General features: G+C 35.1%; 16 protein-coding genes. 2 read left to right on the top strand and 14 right to left on the bottom strand.

Features of this window, described 5'->3' with window-relative positions:
* Positions 1 to 5 precede the first annotated feature (5 nt).
* The 4 genes from BK054_RS07460 to map form a co-directional block, all read right to left on the bottom strand.
* Positions 6 to 1,256, bottom strand: a complete 1,251-nt coding sequence (locus BK054_RS07460; RefSeq protein ID WP_006266255.1) for a DUF5103 domain-containing protein — start codon at positions 1,254 to 1,256, stop codon at positions 6 to 8.
* Between the two features lie 15 nt (positions 1,257 to 1,271).
* Positions 1,272 to 1,952: a hexitol phosphatase HxpB gene (gene hxpB / locus BK054_RS07455; protein ID WP_016650118.1), complete on the bottom strand. Its 681-nt coding sequence runs from the start codon at positions 1,950 to 1,952 to the stop codon at positions 1,272 to 1,274.
* A gap of 108 nt (positions 1,953 to 2,060) precedes the next feature.
* Positions 2,061 to 2,825, bottom strand: coding sequence for a class I SAM-dependent methyltransferase (locus tag BK054_RS07450; RefSeq protein ID WP_006257484.1), 765 nt, complete (start codon positions 2,823 to 2,825; stop codon positions 2,061 to 2,063).
* A 16-nt stretch (positions 2,826 to 2,841) separates the two neighbouring features.
* Positions 2,842 to 3,660, bottom strand: a complete 819-nt coding sequence (map, locus tag BK054_RS07445) for a type I methionyl aminopeptidase (protein WP_006257485.1) — start codon at positions 3,658 to 3,660, stop codon at positions 2,842 to 2,844.
* A 142-nt stretch (positions 3,661 to 3,802) separates the two neighbouring features.
* Between map and BK054_RS07440 the strand changes: the two genes are divergently transcribed.
* Together BK054_RS07440 and BK054_RS07435 are read left to right on the top strand one after the other, a co-directional pair.
* Positions 3,803 to 5,074: an acetyl-CoA hydrolase/transferase family protein gene (locus BK054_RS07440; protein WP_006262726.1), complete on the top strand. Its 1,272-nt coding sequence runs from the start codon at positions 3,803 to 3,805 to the stop codon at positions 5,072 to 5,074.
* Between the two features lie 92 nt (positions 5,075 to 5,166).
* Positions 5,167 to 5,898: a pirin family protein gene (locus BK054_RS07435; protein WP_071307195.1), complete on the top strand. Its 732-nt coding sequence runs from the start codon at positions 5,167 to 5,169 to the stop codon at positions 5,896 to 5,898.
* 51 nt (positions 5,899 to 5,949) lie between these two features.
* On the opposite strand, the gene BK054_RS07430 is transcribed toward BK054_RS07435, so the two are convergent.
* From BK054_RS07430 to BK054_RS07385, 10 genes are all read right to left on the bottom strand, one after another.
* Entirely contained in the window at positions 5,950 to 6,891 is a 942-nt protein-coding gene (locus BK054_RS07430) for a pseudouridine synthase (RefSeq protein ID WP_006266251.1), read from the bottom strand.
* Positions 6,892 to 6,969: 78 nt separating this feature from the next.
* Positions 6,970 to 7,893 carry a geranylgeranylglycerol-phosphate geranylgeranyltransferase gene (locus BK054_RS07425; protein ID WP_006257489.1) on the bottom strand — a complete coding sequence of 308 codons (924 nt, stop codon included), beginning with the start codon at positions 7,891 to 7,893 and terminating at the stop codon, positions 6,970 to 6,972.
* A 66-nt stretch (positions 7,894 to 7,959) separates the two neighbouring features.
* Positions 7,960 to 8,898, bottom strand: a complete 939-nt coding sequence (locus tag BK054_RS07420; protein ID WP_025125731.1) for a mevalonate kinase — start codon at positions 8,896 to 8,898, stop codon at positions 7,960 to 7,962.
* 72 nt (positions 8,899 to 8,970) lie between these two features.
* Positions 8,971 to 9,324 carry a cysteine-rich CWC family protein gene (locus tag BK054_RS07415; RefSeq protein WP_025125730.1) on the bottom strand — a complete coding sequence of 118 codons (354 nt, stop codon included), beginning with the start codon at positions 9,322 to 9,324 and terminating at the stop codon, positions 8,971 to 8,973.
* A gap of 7 nt (positions 9,325 to 9,331) precedes the next feature.
* Positions 9,332 to 10,768 carry a COG3014 family protein gene (locus BK054_RS07410; RefSeq protein ID WP_071307194.1) on the bottom strand — a complete coding sequence of 479 codons (1,437 nt, stop codon included), beginning with the start codon at positions 10,766 to 10,768 and terminating at the stop codon, positions 9,332 to 9,334.
* A 15-nt stretch (positions 10,769 to 10,783) separates the two neighbouring features.
* Positions 10,784 to 11,377 carry a penicillin-binding protein activator LpoB gene (locus BK054_RS07405; protein WP_006257495.1) on the bottom strand — a complete coding sequence of 198 codons (594 nt, stop codon included), beginning with the start codon at positions 11,375 to 11,377 and terminating at the stop codon, positions 10,784 to 10,786.
* Positions 11,378 to 11,418: 41 nt separating this feature from the next.
* Entirely contained in the window at positions 11,419 to 11,820 is a 402-nt protein-coding gene (locus BK054_RS07400) for a hypothetical protein (protein ID WP_225581570.1), read from the bottom strand.
* Between the two features lie 60 nt (positions 11,821 to 11,880).
* The gene (locus BK054_RS07395) at positions 11,881 to 12,966 is read right to left on the bottom strand and encodes a diphosphomevalonate/mevalonate 3,5-bisphosphate decarboxylase family protein (RefSeq protein WP_071307193.1); all 1,086 of its coding nucleotides are present in this window, start codon (positions 12,964 to 12,966) and stop codon (positions 11,881 to 11,883) included.
* Positions 12,967 to 13,118: 152 nt separating this feature from the next.
* Entirely contained in the window at positions 13,119 to 13,811 is a 693-nt protein-coding gene (locus BK054_RS07390; protein ID WP_071307192.1) for a hypothetical protein, read from the bottom strand.
* Positions 13,812 to 13,824: 13 nt separating this feature from the next.
* Complete coding sequence (locus tag BK054_RS07385) at positions 13,825 to 14,496, bottom strand: hypothetical protein (RefSeq protein ID WP_071307191.1); 672 nt, start codon at positions 14,494 to 14,496, stop codon at positions 13,825 to 13,827.
* Positions 14,497 to 14,601 lie beyond the last annotated feature (105 nt).

Genomic DNA, 14,601 nt, shown 5'->3' with positions numbered 1-14,601 from the left:
AGTGTCTAATACACTATGTTCTCTGCACTTGCCTCACCTATACCAATTACTCTATCGTGTAAATCATTATTACCACGATAATAAACTAAAACTTGGTAGCGATTCGTTGTCATTGCATAGTTCCCATCTGGTGCAATGCTTGGATCAACAACACCATTTCGAACTGCTGTATAACTAAAATTAGTAAAACCTTGTTTCACTAAAATGATTTGTTCATAATATCCCTTCTCTTCGTTATACGTCATTTTGTTAGCAGGTACTAAGGCATAATCATTAAATAATCCTGTCACATAATAATCTATTCCTTTCTGTACATCCTCCTCTGGACGATAACTGAAATATACCCAACTATACTCCGCTTCTATATTCGGGTTTCTCCCATTGATATTTCTAGGATAGAAACTTCCATTAATATCAGGAAAATAGGTATATCCTTTACTTTTTCGGCTCTCGTTTGTATACAGATACGTGTTATAAATACCATTATCCGTAGTTACAGAACCGATCATATTATTCACTTGCTTAATATCACTATTGTCAAAGTTTAAGAACTGATTCCCTGCCCAGAATTGAGTCTCATTCTCGTACTTATAGATAAGGTCATTACCCATCGTGTACTGAGGCTTAATATTCGTCAGATAAGAGTCCCATCTCCCATTCTGAAAGATCGCTATCTTTATATTCTGAACTGGATTCTGGTATAACGCATCTCCTAATAACACACTAAACTCTACATTCTGTTTCGTCTCTATGACATCCAGGTTTCTAGTACGCTTAATCTGAATCGGTACATTGACCAAGCTCTCATATAAGACGAACTTCCTTCTAATTACTACTTCGTCGTCTTCATTATAAATTTCCAATACATAATTACCACTCTTCAATATTCTATAACGTTGAGCAGGAAGCGTCAATCGATAGTTCGTATAATTCTGCAAAGTATTAAACGAGTTTTCATACGTCATAATACGCTGTCTATCTAATCCATCTATATACTCGATCTGTTTTAATTTCGATGGAGTCCAGTCATAGTTATAAGCCTTAACTCGATAGAAATAATTACTATCATCTCCATATAAGTCATCAAAAGCAAGCGTAAACTGATCCCCTATTTGAAAGAACGGCGTTACAGCTCTATTATTACTCATAAACCCTACTGACTTAATATAATCAGCAGTATAGTTCTGTGGAGATTGTGCCAATACGCACCCTACCCAAAGAAAAAAAAGAATAATAGACCAAACCTTATTTCGCATAATGACCATTTTAAACTAAACCGTTACTTCGTGCAAAAAAGATACAATATTTTCGTTTAAAAATATCATACTTTTCAATTTAAAGTCAGCAATATCAAATCTTTCTTGTTCATACTGTAAATGATCAGGTATGGCTACCACAGTCATCCCTGCATTTTTACCAGCTGTAGCTCCTGTGAACGAGTCCTCTACTACTAGACACTCTCTAGGCTCACTCCCTAGGTTATGAGCTGCTCTTAAATACACATCTGGTGCAGGCTTACCGTGTTCTACATGATCTACAGAAACTATGGTTTGGAAGTAATCACGAATACCTAATCTCTTTAAAACAGTATTAATCAAAGATTCTGGAGAATTAGTAGCAAGACCTATCTTCACTTTTCTCTCTTTTAGAAAATTCAATGTCTGAATTACCCCTTCTTTTATTTCTCCTTCTGTACTAATTAATTCATCGACTCTATCAATCACCATTTGCTCCACCTCCTCAATACTCTTTCCTTCCCATGGAAACAGGCTATACCACAGCTCGGTCACTGCTCTAGTCGTTTTGCCTTGTGTTTGGATCGCAATCTCTTCATCCCAAGTAGCCCCCATAGAAGTAAACACCTCTTGTTCTGCTTGTTGCCAAAAGCCCTCTGAGTCTATTAAAACTCCATCCATATCAAAAAGTACAGTAGTAATCAATGTATTCTTCATAATCTTTCTAAATAAATACGAAGATACACAATAGGATATAGATAGGGTAGCCCTTATAAGGATACTTTAACTAATTCTCTAATCGAGCAATTAAATATTATGATTACTCTACTTAAAACAAACTGGGATAATCTCACCCTCTGCTAGACAGTATTTAGTTACTTCCTCTGAAGTAAGTTTATGAATAAAGTCTTCTTCTACTACAGTGAAGCCGATAGCTCTTAACTTATCAAAATAATCACGTCCGTATACACGTACATGATCGTATTGACCAAAGATAAGTGTGCGCTCTTTAGGATCTGTTATAGTATCATCCTGAAAAGTAGTTTCTCTAGACATATCTTGTGGGATTTGGAAGATTCCCATACCTCCAGGCTTAAGAATGCGATACAGTTCCTGCATGGCTTTCGTATCATCTGGAATATGTTCTAAGACATGATTACACAAAATCATATCAAAACTATTATCCTCAAAAGGTAAGTTACAAATATCCGCCTTCACATCTGCCAAAGGAGATTCTAGATCGGTAGTTATATAATCTAAATTAGGTTGTTTTTTAAAGCGTTTATAAAACGCCTGCTCAGGTGCGAAGTGCAATACTTTTTTAGGAGTACTAAAGAAGTCGGTCTCGCGCTGAAGATAAAGCCATAATAGGCGGTGTCTCTCTAGTGAAAGTGTACTAGGAGAAAGGACATTATTGCGTTGCTTCGCATATCCATAAGGCAAGAAAGTCTTGAAACTTTTACCATCAATAGGATCTGTATACACATCCCCTTTTAGGTACCATGCCATCATAGGTCGAACAACGTAACTCAACCGAATTAATATCGGTCGAGGCACAATGTTCAATATTGTTTTGAATAACTTCTTCATTAATAGAAATGAGTAATTACAGAACTAATGGTTTAGCTCTAAACTCATCTTCTTCATTGCTAGTGATACCTAATGCTTGATAGATATATTGGTAAGTAGATAACAATTCTGGTTTACCATTTACTAATGCTACATCGTGTTCGAAGTGAGCAGAAGGTTTTCCGTCACGAGTCACGATAGTCCATCCGTCATTCAGTTGTTTGATATTACGAGTACCTAAGTTAATCATAGGCTCGATAGCTACCACCATACCTTCTACGAACTTCTTACCTTTACCAGGCTTACCGTAGTTAGGCATTTCTGGAGATTCGTGCATCTTACGTCCTAGTCCATGACCTACTAGCTCACGTACTACCGTATACCCTTCTTTCTCACAGTAGCGTTGGATAGCACTACCTACATCTTCTACTCTATTTCCTAATTTGAATTCTCTAATACCTACGTAAAGAGATTCTTTTGTAATCTGTAATAACTTTTTAGTAGCTGGATCTACATCACCTATCTCGAATGTATAAGCGTGATCTCCATAAAATCCATTCATCACTGTTCCACAGTCCACAGATACAATATCTCCTTCTTCTAAAGGACGATCTGTAGGTAATCCGTGTACAATCTGATCATTCACACTTGTCAACAAGGTAGAAGGACAACCATAAAGGCCTTTAAATCCTGGTACTGCTCCGTGATCTCTAATAAATTCTTCAGCTTTTGCATCAAGCTCTAAAGTCGTTACTCCTGGTTTTAGCTCTGTAGCTATCATACCTAATGTTTTAGAAACAAGCAATGCGCTTTGTCTCATCAACTCGATTTCTTCAAGAGTTTTTGGAATTATCATACCTTAAAATTTTATATCCTACAAAATTACACTATTACAGTTAATGAAAAAAATGATTAGCCACACTTTTTACTTGCCTTATAAAGACTAATGCTTTACTTTTAAGGAAACATTTGTCTAAATACACAAAATTACACACAAAATGAATTACACAACAGCACAAGAAGCAGCTAAGCTGATCAAGTCAGGTGACAGAGTTTATGTACACGCAGTAGCTTGTACACCTAATCACATCATTGATGCTATTGTAGAAAGATCGTCCGAATTAAGAAATGTAGAGTTCTGTCACATACATACTTTAGGCAAAGCCCCTTATGCTGATCCAAAATATAGAGAAAGTTTCTTTGTGAATTCTTTCTTTACTGGTGGTAACGTTAGACACACTATACGAGAAGGTAATGGTACTTATACTCCCGTATTCCTAAGTGAGCTACCGATGCTGTTTGACAGTGGTCTTGTTCCCTTAGACGTGGCATTAATACAAGTTTCTCCTCCTGATGAGAACGGCTTTTGTACGTTAGGAACTTCTGTAGTTGCTGCACAAGCGGCTATTCGCACTGCCAAGATAGTTATAGCACAGGTCAATAAATTCATGCCTCGCACTTTTGGAGATGCGCTAGTACACATCTCTAAGATTAATACATTAGTACAGCATGATACACCACTTCTGACAGAATACAGTTCTGACTTTAGTGAGGTAGAAGATAAAATAGGACAATACATTGCTTCTATGATAGAAGATGGTAGTACCTTACAGATGGGGATTGGTTCTATACCTGATGCCGTTCTTCAAAAACTGAAAGGGCATAAGAACCTAGGATTACACACAGAAATGTTTGCAGATGGTGTTGTTGATTTAATTGAAGCAGGAGCCTTAAACTGTTCTCAACAAACTACTTCTAATGGCAAAGCTATCTCTACTTTCTTTATCGGAACGGAGAGGCTATATAACTATGTAGACAACAATCCATTCTTTGAACTTAGAGAATGTTCATATACGAACGATCCATTCGTGATCCGTCAGAATCCTAAGATGATAGCGATTAACTCTGCTGTAGAAATAGATGTTACAGGACAAATATGTGCAGATTCTATCGGAGCGAATATCTACTCTGGTGTAGGCGGACAAGTTGACTTTATGAGAGGTGCTACGCTAAGTAAAGGAGGAAAAGCTATCATAGCACTTTCTGCTACTACTAAAAAAGGAGGAAACAAAATAGTTCCATTCCTTAAACAAGGAGCAGGAGTGGTAACATCTCGTGCACATGCTCAATACATCGTTACAGAATATGGAGTAGCTGACCTAAGAGGTAAATCTATTATAGATAGAGTACACGCTCTTGCTAATATTGCTCATCCAGATTTTAGAGAAGATATTTTAAGAGAATACTTTGACAATACTAGAAACAAATAACTGACATTTATAGATGTACGCTATTCTTAACCTACATTAAGCAGTGGAAATCAGCCTATAACGTATCTTTGTAGTATTAAAATCATAAAGCTATGAACACAAAAATTATATACACAGCAGATAGTAGAGGATATGCTAACCACGGATGGCTAAAATCTCATCATACCTTTAGCTTTGCTAACTATCGAAACAACGAAAGAATACACTTCGGTGTGTTACGTGTACTTAACGATGATCACGTAGCTGCAGGTATGGGATTCGGTACGCATCCTCATGATAATATGGAGATTATATCTATTCCTTTATCAGGAAGTCTTTCACACAAAGATAGTATGGGTAATGGTACAATTATAAATGAAGGTGAAATACAAGTCATGAGTGCAGGGACAGGAGTTCAACACAGTGAGTTTAACCCTGATGAGCATAAAGAGAGTAAGTTCCTACAGATATGGATATTCCCTGATAAACTAAATGTAAAACCACGTTATGATCAACTAAAATTAAACAAAGAAGATCGCGTGAATCAATGGGATCAAATCCTTTCTCCTCATCCTGACGATAAAGGAGTATGGATTCATCAGAACGCATGGTTTCACATGGCTGATTTAGATCAAAATAAAGAGCTGTCTTATGAATTAAAAGATAAGTCTAATGGTATCTTCTTATTTGTTCTAGAAGGAGATATTACTTTAGGTGAAGATACGCTACATAGAAGAGATGCTATTGGTTTTGATGGAGAAGATACTTTCACGATCAAAGCAAATGAAAAAAGTCAAATATTAGTCATGGAGATACCTATGGAACTCCCTAGTTATCTTCAATAAATACCAATAAAAAAGCTCGCTATCATCTAGCGAGCTTTTTAAATATCTATATTAACCGTTTTTAAGGTTTCTTACTTCCTCATCCGTTAAATGTCTCCATTTACCTCTTGGTAGATTCCATTTTGTCAACTGACCATACATCACACGGTCAAGTTTAATAACATTATATCCTAAAGATTCGAATATAGCACGTACTAACTTCACATTAGATGCTTTTAGCTTAATACCGATCTCTGTCTTAGGCTGATCATCTACATAAGATACTTCTTCTACGAATACACGACGCTCATCGATATAAACTCCTTTTTTAATCTTTTCTAGATCTTCATATTTAAGGTTCTTATCTAATGATACATGATATAATTTAGAAGAACGTGAATCAGTAGAGTTTAACTTCTGTAATAAGTTCGTATCATTCGTGAATAACATTAGACCAATAGTAGTCTTATCCATACGACCGACAGGAGCTAAAGGATATTTAGAGGCTCCTTTTAATAAGCTTAATACATTCTCAGCTGATACGATTGGCTCATTAATAGTAGCAAATCCTTTCGGTTTATTTAATAATACGTAAGTCAATTTTTCTGGAGTCAATACTGTTCCATCAAAATTAACGATATCCGTTTTCTTTACTTTATAACCTAACTCAGTAACTACTACTCCATTTACAGTCACATTTCCAGACACGATATAGATATCTGCCTCACGACGTGAACACACTCCAGAGTTACCAATATATTTATTCAGACGTACTTCATCTGTTTCTTTAGGTGTATTTTTTACTCTTGGTTTACTATCAAATTTCTTTGCAGTATTAGCACCATACGTTTTATTTCCTTCTTTATTATTGTCAAATGATCTTTTCTTGCTATCATTTCCCCCATAAGTCTTTTTAGCTCCATCCTTAGAACCAAAAGACTTCTTTCCCGCTGCATTTCTATTTCCTGAGCGATTCGATTTATTATTTCCTGAATTCGACCTACCGTTATTCATATCTAAAGATTTTTGCAAAGATAGTTTTATTCTATGCATTTATTAATATAACTCTAAAAGTTTACACAACTTTTAATACTATAAAGTTTCTTCTAGCAGTACTTTGCCACTAATTACCACATCTGGGTCTATTAGCATAATCGAGAATACTCCTAATAAAATCAACAGTTTTAAACTAATATGTAAACTGTGATACTGTTCTATTTCCTTTGATGTCCATAATCTGTATAAGAACATGATTAATACAATAATACTTAGATAGAAGTAATATACCATGTACCCAAGGTTCTCTTTATTGACTAAAAAATAGATCGGTATCAGTGTCAATACTGTCACGACTGTGATTACCTCTTTCGCTACTCTATCTCCAAATCGAACAGGAATAGTCTGATAATCATTAGCGAAGTCTCCTTTAATATTCTCCATATCTTTTATCAACTCCCTGATCAGAATAACTAAATACAGAAAAGCTGCATGTATGAAGATAGAAGGATAATAAAACCTGAAATGCATCAAGATACTAAAGAAAGGTAATATCGCTAATAAAGAAGCAGTAAGGTTACCTATAATAGGATACTTCTTAAGCTTATGAGAATAAAACCACAACAGAAATATATAAGCAGAAAAGAATGCTGACACATGCCAAGACACAGGAAATACAATCCCCACAGCCAAAAAATTCAGCGCAAAATAGACACGTAATTTTGTAGCTTGACTCACTAGTCGATCTAACATAGACTTAATCGGCCTATTGATTAAATCTTTTTCTGCATCATAAAAATTATTAATGATATACCCTCCTGCGATAGCTAAGGAAGATCCAAAGATAATTAGAAAGAGTTTCCAATCTAAAATCACGTCTAACGCCCTAAGTTCAGGTGCGAATATAAAGATAGACGCTAAGTACTGTGCTAGTACTATAATAAAAATATTATAACCTCTCACAACAGAGAACAAGCTGAATATTTTAGCTAAGAGTAGTTTATTTTTCCTAGATAACATTATCTCTTGTTTCAATTTTATATCGCTACTGCGAAAGGTTATAATATCTATTTTTTCATATCTGAATTAGAATTGATATACAACTTCTAATTTATAATCTTTTAAAGACTCTTTTGCCTTTTCGATATCAGCAGTAAATCCTAAGATATAACCACCTCCACCAGAGCCACATAATTTTAAATAGTAATCGTTAGTCTCGATTCCTTTTTGCCATACACTGTGGAATTGCTCTGGAATCATTGGCTTAAAGTGATTAAACACTACATTAGACAATAACTTCGTATTACTAAATAGTGATTTCACGTCTCCTTTTAAGAAGTTCTCTACACAAGCATCAGTATATTTCACGAACTGATCTTTCAACATCTGACGGAAACCTTGATCTTTTAGGTTCTCCATAAAGATCGTAATCATCGGTGCAGTCTCTCCTACGATACCCGAATCTATTAAGAACACAGCTCCTTTTCCATCTACGCTTTGAGAAGGAATACCTGCTGGTTCGATATTATCTTTTGAATTGATTAGGATAGGCAGGCTTAGATAACTGTTTAGTGGATCTAACCCTGAACTCGTTCCGTGGAAGAATGCTTCCATTTTTCCGAAGATTCCTTTTAACACTAAAAGCTTATCCTTAGTCAAGTTCTCTAGAACAGTAACTTTATCATAAGCATACTGATCATAAATAGCAGCTACTAATGCCCCACTACTTCCTACTCCGTATCCTTGTGGAATACTAGAATCAAAGTACAATCCTTGCTCTATCTCAGCGTTTAAACGCTCTAGATCAAACTGTACTAAAGTAGGTTCTTGCTCTTGCAAATCATGTAGATATGCTGCAAAGTTTTTTAAACTCTGATTAGACTTTAAAGATACTCCTTCTAGATTCTCTTCCATCTTTAATGCTCCCTTATAGAAATTATAAGGAATAGACAATCCTTTAGAGTCTTTAATAATCCCATATTCCCCAAAAAGAAGAATTTTTGAATAAAATAATGGTCCTTTCATAGCTGTTATTGTAAATTCACGTTGCAAAAATACACATAATATTCTCACACCGTCTTTTTTACTACTTTATTTTTATAAATATCTGTTTTTAAAGCCATAAACACAATGTCTACACCCATTTTGGCAACACTGTCCTTTCATTAAATGATACAATTCTGTGAACACAAAATACTCATTTTCCATGTAATAATGCACTCCTTCTTCCATCTCACTTCTGCGCTTAGGAAAAGGCTTCCCTTTTGAAGAAATAACCATTTCATCAAACTTAGACAAGCAATTATTACATAAACATTTATGAAAAGAGCCTGCTAAAAAGACACGTGTATCATTAGATATATTCACCTGAGTACAGTCACATTGTTTGATATCATCTGTATTACAAATTATCTCTGTCTTACAATGCGTACACACTCTATTATTTCCCATACTTCTATTACTTCATTGTTGCAAAATTATAGAACTGCATTTTTCCAGTACCTTCTATTTCTACATTATGTTCCACACGTTGACCATTTGCTCTCTCTAGTGTCATCTTGATTTGATTCTGACCTAACTGTAATGGTATTCTAGCATAGTTAACCTGTGCAGGTAATGTCTGCCAGTTACGCGTATCCGCTTTTTCAGAGAATAGATTAAACAACTGTATTCCTAAGCCGATAGCTTCTAATGCTGCATTCGGATCTCCATTTTTACCATTAGACTTCGCGACAGCTTTTACAGAATATTCAGCAGCTTTCTTCACTGCTACTCTAGTCAATATTTGCCCTAATTCTTTACCTGCGCGTTCTTTTAGTGTTAGTACGGCAAGCGCGTCTATATCTTCTGCTTTTTCGAATCTAGTATTTGAAGCTCCATTAGCCTGAATCTGAGCACTTGTATAAGGTGGTGGTTGTACGATATACTTAGGATAAGCGATATTCACACTGTGTATATCATTTAGGTTAGTCTTACCTGCAATACCAAAATCTAATGGAATCACAAAACCTAACGCATTTGTAAACACTAGACTACCACTGTCTCCTTTAGCTAATGTAAAGAACATATTCTCAGCCTCCTTAATAGGTGCACGTCCATTTTCCCAAAAGATAACTAATTCTCCTCCTGGAGCTTTAGCTTCTCTTGTGTACTTTAGATTAAACTGCTTCTCGAACTTTGTTAAGTCCCCTCCGAAGCCATTTGCATCAGCCATACGCATCACATCGTACTGCAGATTCTTAGGCATTGCTACACCATAATATGTACCATCCTTAGAACTCTGGTATACTTCTACGGCATTTCTATATGCAATAAAAGCATCGTTATAATTACCACTATACTCATAGATCAGTCCTTGCAGATTCAGAGAGAAAGCATCCTTAGAATAACGTGTTGCTTTATCCTTATACTTATCACCCTGAGAGTAGTTCTGTAAAGAAATACGTCTAGCCTCTACTATCGCATCATCTATTCTTCCCAGATGCATATAGTTAAGTGCTTTGTAGTAATGAAGCATAAAGATCTCAAACTCTTCTCCTTTATAATTTTGAGACATTGAGTTAAGGAATAATCCTACAGCGATATCCCCTGTAGTTGACAATCCGTCTTCTACTAGTAAATCTGCTTGGTTAAAATATTTATTACTAGACTCATAGTCTCCTTTTAGGTGTGCTATCCTCCCTTTCTCCATATAAAACAGCAATAGATTTCGAGGCTTTTGTAATAAAGCATTTTTATCTAATGCCTTTTCAGCTAGATCATATTCTGAGGCACCTACCTTCTGATAATAGTCTGTTATACGATCGTGATAGGTAGCACATCCAAACACGAAAAACATCACTGCAAAGAACAATGATGTTTTTATAACAGAATATATGGCTCTACTTGAAACCATCTATTTTACTTTAAATTAGTTTTTTACGTACTTAGCGATTTTCTTTTCACCAATCCAAACCACTTCACTTGTTTGAATATTTGTCAACTCTAAGTTAACTTGGTAATAAACCACTTTTTTCTTTTTGTGAGAATCTACGATAGAATTGATAGAACCTTGTAACATAAAGTCAGCTCCTTGTTCTAAACCGAATTGTTTCATAGATGATGCTGATGCATTCGTTTGTTGATCTGCACGTTCACCACGTAATTCCTCACGTTTTTTACCACCTTGAACTAAACGTACTCTTTGAGAACGAATAAATGCTTGTTCCACATCTTTTACGAACGTCTCAGCTTCAATATGCTCATGACTCTTATTATAAACCATACCTACAATAACCACAGGCTTCTCTCCTTTATTCTCTTCACGGAAGTTAAAGATCCATGGCTCTTCTAATATCTGCTGAGTCATTTGGTCAGCTACTTCTCTAGAGTCAGAGTTATTCCATCTTCCACTAATGTCGATAGTTTCTTCTGTACTTACTCTAGTTACTTGACGTCCACATGATGTAATAGCCAGTCCTGAAACAGCTAATATTGCAGCTAATGCTATACGTTTAATTTGCATAATCCTATTATTTGTTTTTCTTTATGTTTTTTTCCTAATTCTTAAATAGAGAACCACCAGTTACCAGTTCTAAAACCAATATTAGGTCTCCATGTATTCCAGTTATTCCATCCAGAGTAATATCTATTATAGTTACCATAATACCCATTGTCATAGCTATAGTAACTTCTACCATATTTAGCACGAGCCATGCGTTCTTCATGTCTCCATTGCTTTTTCTGAGCTTTGCGCTCCATCTTAGCCTCGTACCAATCGTACGCTTTATAAGTATCCTGTACAGTAGTACTTAAAGTCGCAGTCAGAGAATCTTTCTGTGCCATATACTTTACCATACTTACTCTATAATTCGGGTTTTGATCTGGTGCTAACTCTTGTGCATAAGTTGCTTGACTAAATAGTAAGCTACCTAGTGCTAAACCAAAAATTGTCATTAACTTTCTCATATCTTCAATATTTATATTAGTATATGCAATTAGCATACCGTAGTATAAAGTTACAAAAAATTATTTAATTATTTCTGAACCGAATCCAACTTTATCATCTATATACTGTTCATTCTGACAGAACTGCGCCAATTCTTGTCTTATAAATGTCTGTACAAAGTCTTTGTCCCCTTCTGGGTATAGAACGTGTACATTTGCCCCAGCATCAAGTGTAAAGCACACATTGATTGATGTTTTTTCTCTAAATGCCCAAATTTTCTCGATGATCTGAAGCGTATTTGGCTTCATTAAGATAAAATAAGGCATAGAAGTCATCATCATTGCATGCAGAGTCAATGCTTCGCTTTCTACTAACGCTACAAACTCCGTTAAATTACCTTCTATTAATATTTTTTTCAATCGAGCTAGGTTCTCATGAGCTTGTTCAAAGCGTTGCGCTGCATAAGGATGATTGTGCATCAGATCATGTCCCACTGTGCTAGACACTTTTTTCTCTCCTTTATCCACTAACAAGATAGTATCACAATACCCCTTAAAGATAGGGTGTACGTCAAAAGGAAAATTCACTCCATATAAATCTGTACTTCCAGGTATATCGTGTTGTTCTCCCCATACTACTACACTACCTGCTATACTTCTACATGCACTACCTGATCCAAGACGAGCTAAGAAAGAAGCTTTCTGATCAAAATAGTCTTCCGTCATATCCACATTCAACTTTCTTTCTAATGACATAATATTCACTGCCATCGCTGCCATACCAGACGCAGAAGAAGCTATCCCTGAGCTATGAGGGAACGTATTTTTAGTATCTATCGTGAAGTGATAATACTCGATATAAGGACAGTATTTTAGAATTCTCTCAAAAAACTTCTGAATCTTCGGCTTAAACTCTTCTTTAGGCTGTCCTTCAAACAAAAGATCAAAACTGATCCCTCTATCCGCTTTCGCGCTATAGCTTAATGTCGTTTCTGTCTTACAATTGTTTAAAGTAAAACTCAAAGACGGGTTAGCAGGAATCTGATTCTCCTTTTTACCCCAATATTTAACTAAAGCGATATTACTAGGAGAGCTCCATGAGAATGTCCCCTCCTTTACTTGATTAACATCTATATCTTGGCTAAAAATAAAGTCTTCTATATTCATTGTTCATCGATTTCTAAACAACAAAAATAACATCTTTTATTAATAGCCCCTCTATTCTTTAAGAAACTTCTCATTTTTTAGAACAACACTAAAATAAAAGAGCTAATGATTTACACCTATATCATTAGCTCTTTACTTATACTTAACTTCCTTTATCTATAAATCAAATTCATAATCAAAATGACCACAACGGCTATCCAATGAAACAAGATCGTATACCAGAACTTCTTCTTGCTAGGGTTCGCCATTTCACGAATAGCCTGAATCACTCTATCTTTTATAATCTCACGGATATTTAACTTCGGATCGTTAAAAGGGATATCATCTACCTTCAGCTTTTTAAACCCATAAATCAACAATTTCTTCACCCATTTATTCTCACTCTGATTTTTAATATTATTGATAATCTGCATTTGTATTAAAGAGAAATCAAACCCTTTTTGCATCCAGTTTTGTTTATCAGACGCAGATGTATCACTAATAACTTTATCTAATGCTCTATCTATTAATGGATACAACAGACTTTCTCCTTTATCAGTCAATAACCTATTTGCAACCTTTTTAACAGCATGAGAACTAGCCATAGAAAAAACAAAGTAATTACTAATCGCTATAACAGTTAATAACACACTCTGGATAGGTGCAATCATAAAGACCACGAATATAGCCATTATACCTGCCGAACCACCCAAATTACCAGGTTGGTTATAAGGCCCATACATAAATAACAAAAGACCGATAGTAAAAGAAAACACTGCGCTTAATGATCCTACCGCATATACCTTAAAGAAACTACTCCCACCTATAAAAGATAGTTTAGCTGCATACTTTACTTTATCTAACATCGTAAAAATATCGTTATCTTAAAAATGAAATAATCAAGATAACTATCCAATGGTAAGCGACTATCATCCAAAAGAATTGCTTATCAGGTGTCGCAAAATCTTTAATCACTTCGATCACTCTATTCTTTATCTCTGAACGAACATTAAACTTCGGATCACCGAATGGAATATCATCTAACTTCAATTTAGAAAATCCTAATACAAGTAAATACCTCAACCATTTATTCGTAGTCTCTTGTTTAACAGTATTAATCGTTTGCAGCTTCAGCACTGAATAATCAACTCCTCTTTGTAGCATATTCTGTCTCTCTGTCTCTCCTATTTTTCCCATCGTCTTATCCATCACCTTATCCATAATAGGGTCTAATAGCACCTCCGCTTTATCATCTAAAATACGTCTAGCCACCTTTCTGAAAGCGTACTGTGTCGAAAAAGAAAACACAAAATAAATACTAATCAAGGTGATTAATAGTAACACTGATAGATAAGGATAGTCAATAATAAATGTTCTAAATGAACTATGACTAACTTCACCTAATTTGTTTGTATAACTGCCATTAGATAGCAAGACTATACCTATAATCAAACTCAACACCGCACTAAATACTCCAAACACAGCGATCTTTAAAAAACTAAACGCTCCATAACCAGAGATTTTTAGCCCATACTTTACATTATCTATCATATAATAGTTAATTAATTTACAAACAATAAAAATAAATAATTTTGTTAAATTAACGATTTAAAATTTTATTTTTAAACAATATAACCCTACAATAAATGCTCAAGT

The sequence above is a fragment of the Myroides sp. ZB35 genome, from assembly GCF_001865835.1.
In the GTDB taxonomy this organism is placed as follows: domain Bacteria; phylum Bacteroidota; class Bacteroidia; order Flavobacteriales; family Flavobacteriaceae; genus Flavobacterium; species Flavobacterium odoratimimum.
Note: the sequence above shows the minus strand (reverse complement) of the source record. Positions and strands in the feature narration are given on the sequence as shown.

Excerpts from the sequence above, each read along its gene's own strand:
- BK054_RS07460 (WP_006266255.1), bottom strand. The coding sequence starts at position 1,256 with ATGCGAAATAAGGTTTGGTCTATTATTCTTTTTTTTCTTTGGGTAGGG.
- hxpB (WP_016650118.1), bottom strand. The coding sequence starts at position 1,952 with ATGAAGAATACATTGATTACTACTGTACTTTTTGATATGGATGGAGTT.
- BK054_RS07450 (WP_006257484.1), bottom strand. The coding sequence starts at position 2,825 with ATGAAGAAGTTATTCAAAACAATATTGAACATTGTGCCTCGACCGATA.
- map (WP_006257485.1), bottom strand. The coding sequence starts at position 3,660 with ATGATAATTCCAAAAACTCTTGAAGAAATCGAGTTGATGAGACAAAGC.
- BK054_RS07440 (WP_006262726.1), top strand. The coding sequence starts at position 3,803 with ATGAATTACACAACAGCACAAGAAGCAGCTAAGCTGATCAAGTCAGGT.
- BK054_RS07435 (WP_071307195.1), top strand. The coding sequence starts at position 5,167 with ATGAACACAAAAATTATATACACAGCAGATAGTAGAGGATATGCTAAC.
- BK054_RS07430 (WP_006266251.1), bottom strand. The coding sequence starts at position 6,891 with ATGAATAACGGTAGGTCGAATTCAGGAAATAATAAATCGAATCGCTCA.
- BK054_RS07425 (WP_006257489.1), bottom strand. The coding sequence starts at position 7,893 with ATGTTATCTAGGAAAAATAAACTACTCTTAGCTAAAATATTCAGCTTG.
- BK054_RS07420 (WP_025125731.1), bottom strand. The coding sequence starts at position 8,898 with ATGAAAGGACCATTATTTTATTCAAAAATTCTTCTTTTTGGGGAATAT.
- BK054_RS07415 (WP_025125730.1), bottom strand. The coding sequence starts at position 9,324 with ATGGGAAATAATAGAGTGTGTACGCATTGTAAGACAGAGATAATTTGT.
- BK054_RS07410 (WP_071307194.1), bottom strand. The coding sequence starts at position 10,768 with ATGGTTTCAAGTAGAGCCATATATTCTGTTATAAAAACATCATTGTTC.
- BK054_RS07405 (WP_006257495.1), bottom strand. The coding sequence starts at position 11,377 with ATGCAAATTAAACGTATAGCATTAGCTGCAATATTAGCTGTTTCAGGA.
- BK054_RS07400 (WP_225581570.1), bottom strand. The coding sequence starts at position 11,820 with ATGAGAAAGTTAATGACAATTTTTGGTTTAGCACTAGGTAGCTTACTA.
- BK054_RS07395 (WP_071307193.1), bottom strand. The coding sequence starts at position 12,966 with ATGAATATAGAAGACTTTATTTTTAGCCAAGATATAGATGTTAATCAA.
- BK054_RS07390 (WP_071307192.1), bottom strand. The coding sequence starts at position 13,811 with ATGTTAGATAAAGTAAAGTATGCAGCTAAACTATCTTTTATAGGTGGG.
- BK054_RS07385 (WP_071307191.1), bottom strand. The coding sequence starts at position 14,496 with ATGATAGATAATGTAAAGTATGGGCTAAAAATCTCTGGTTATGGAGCG.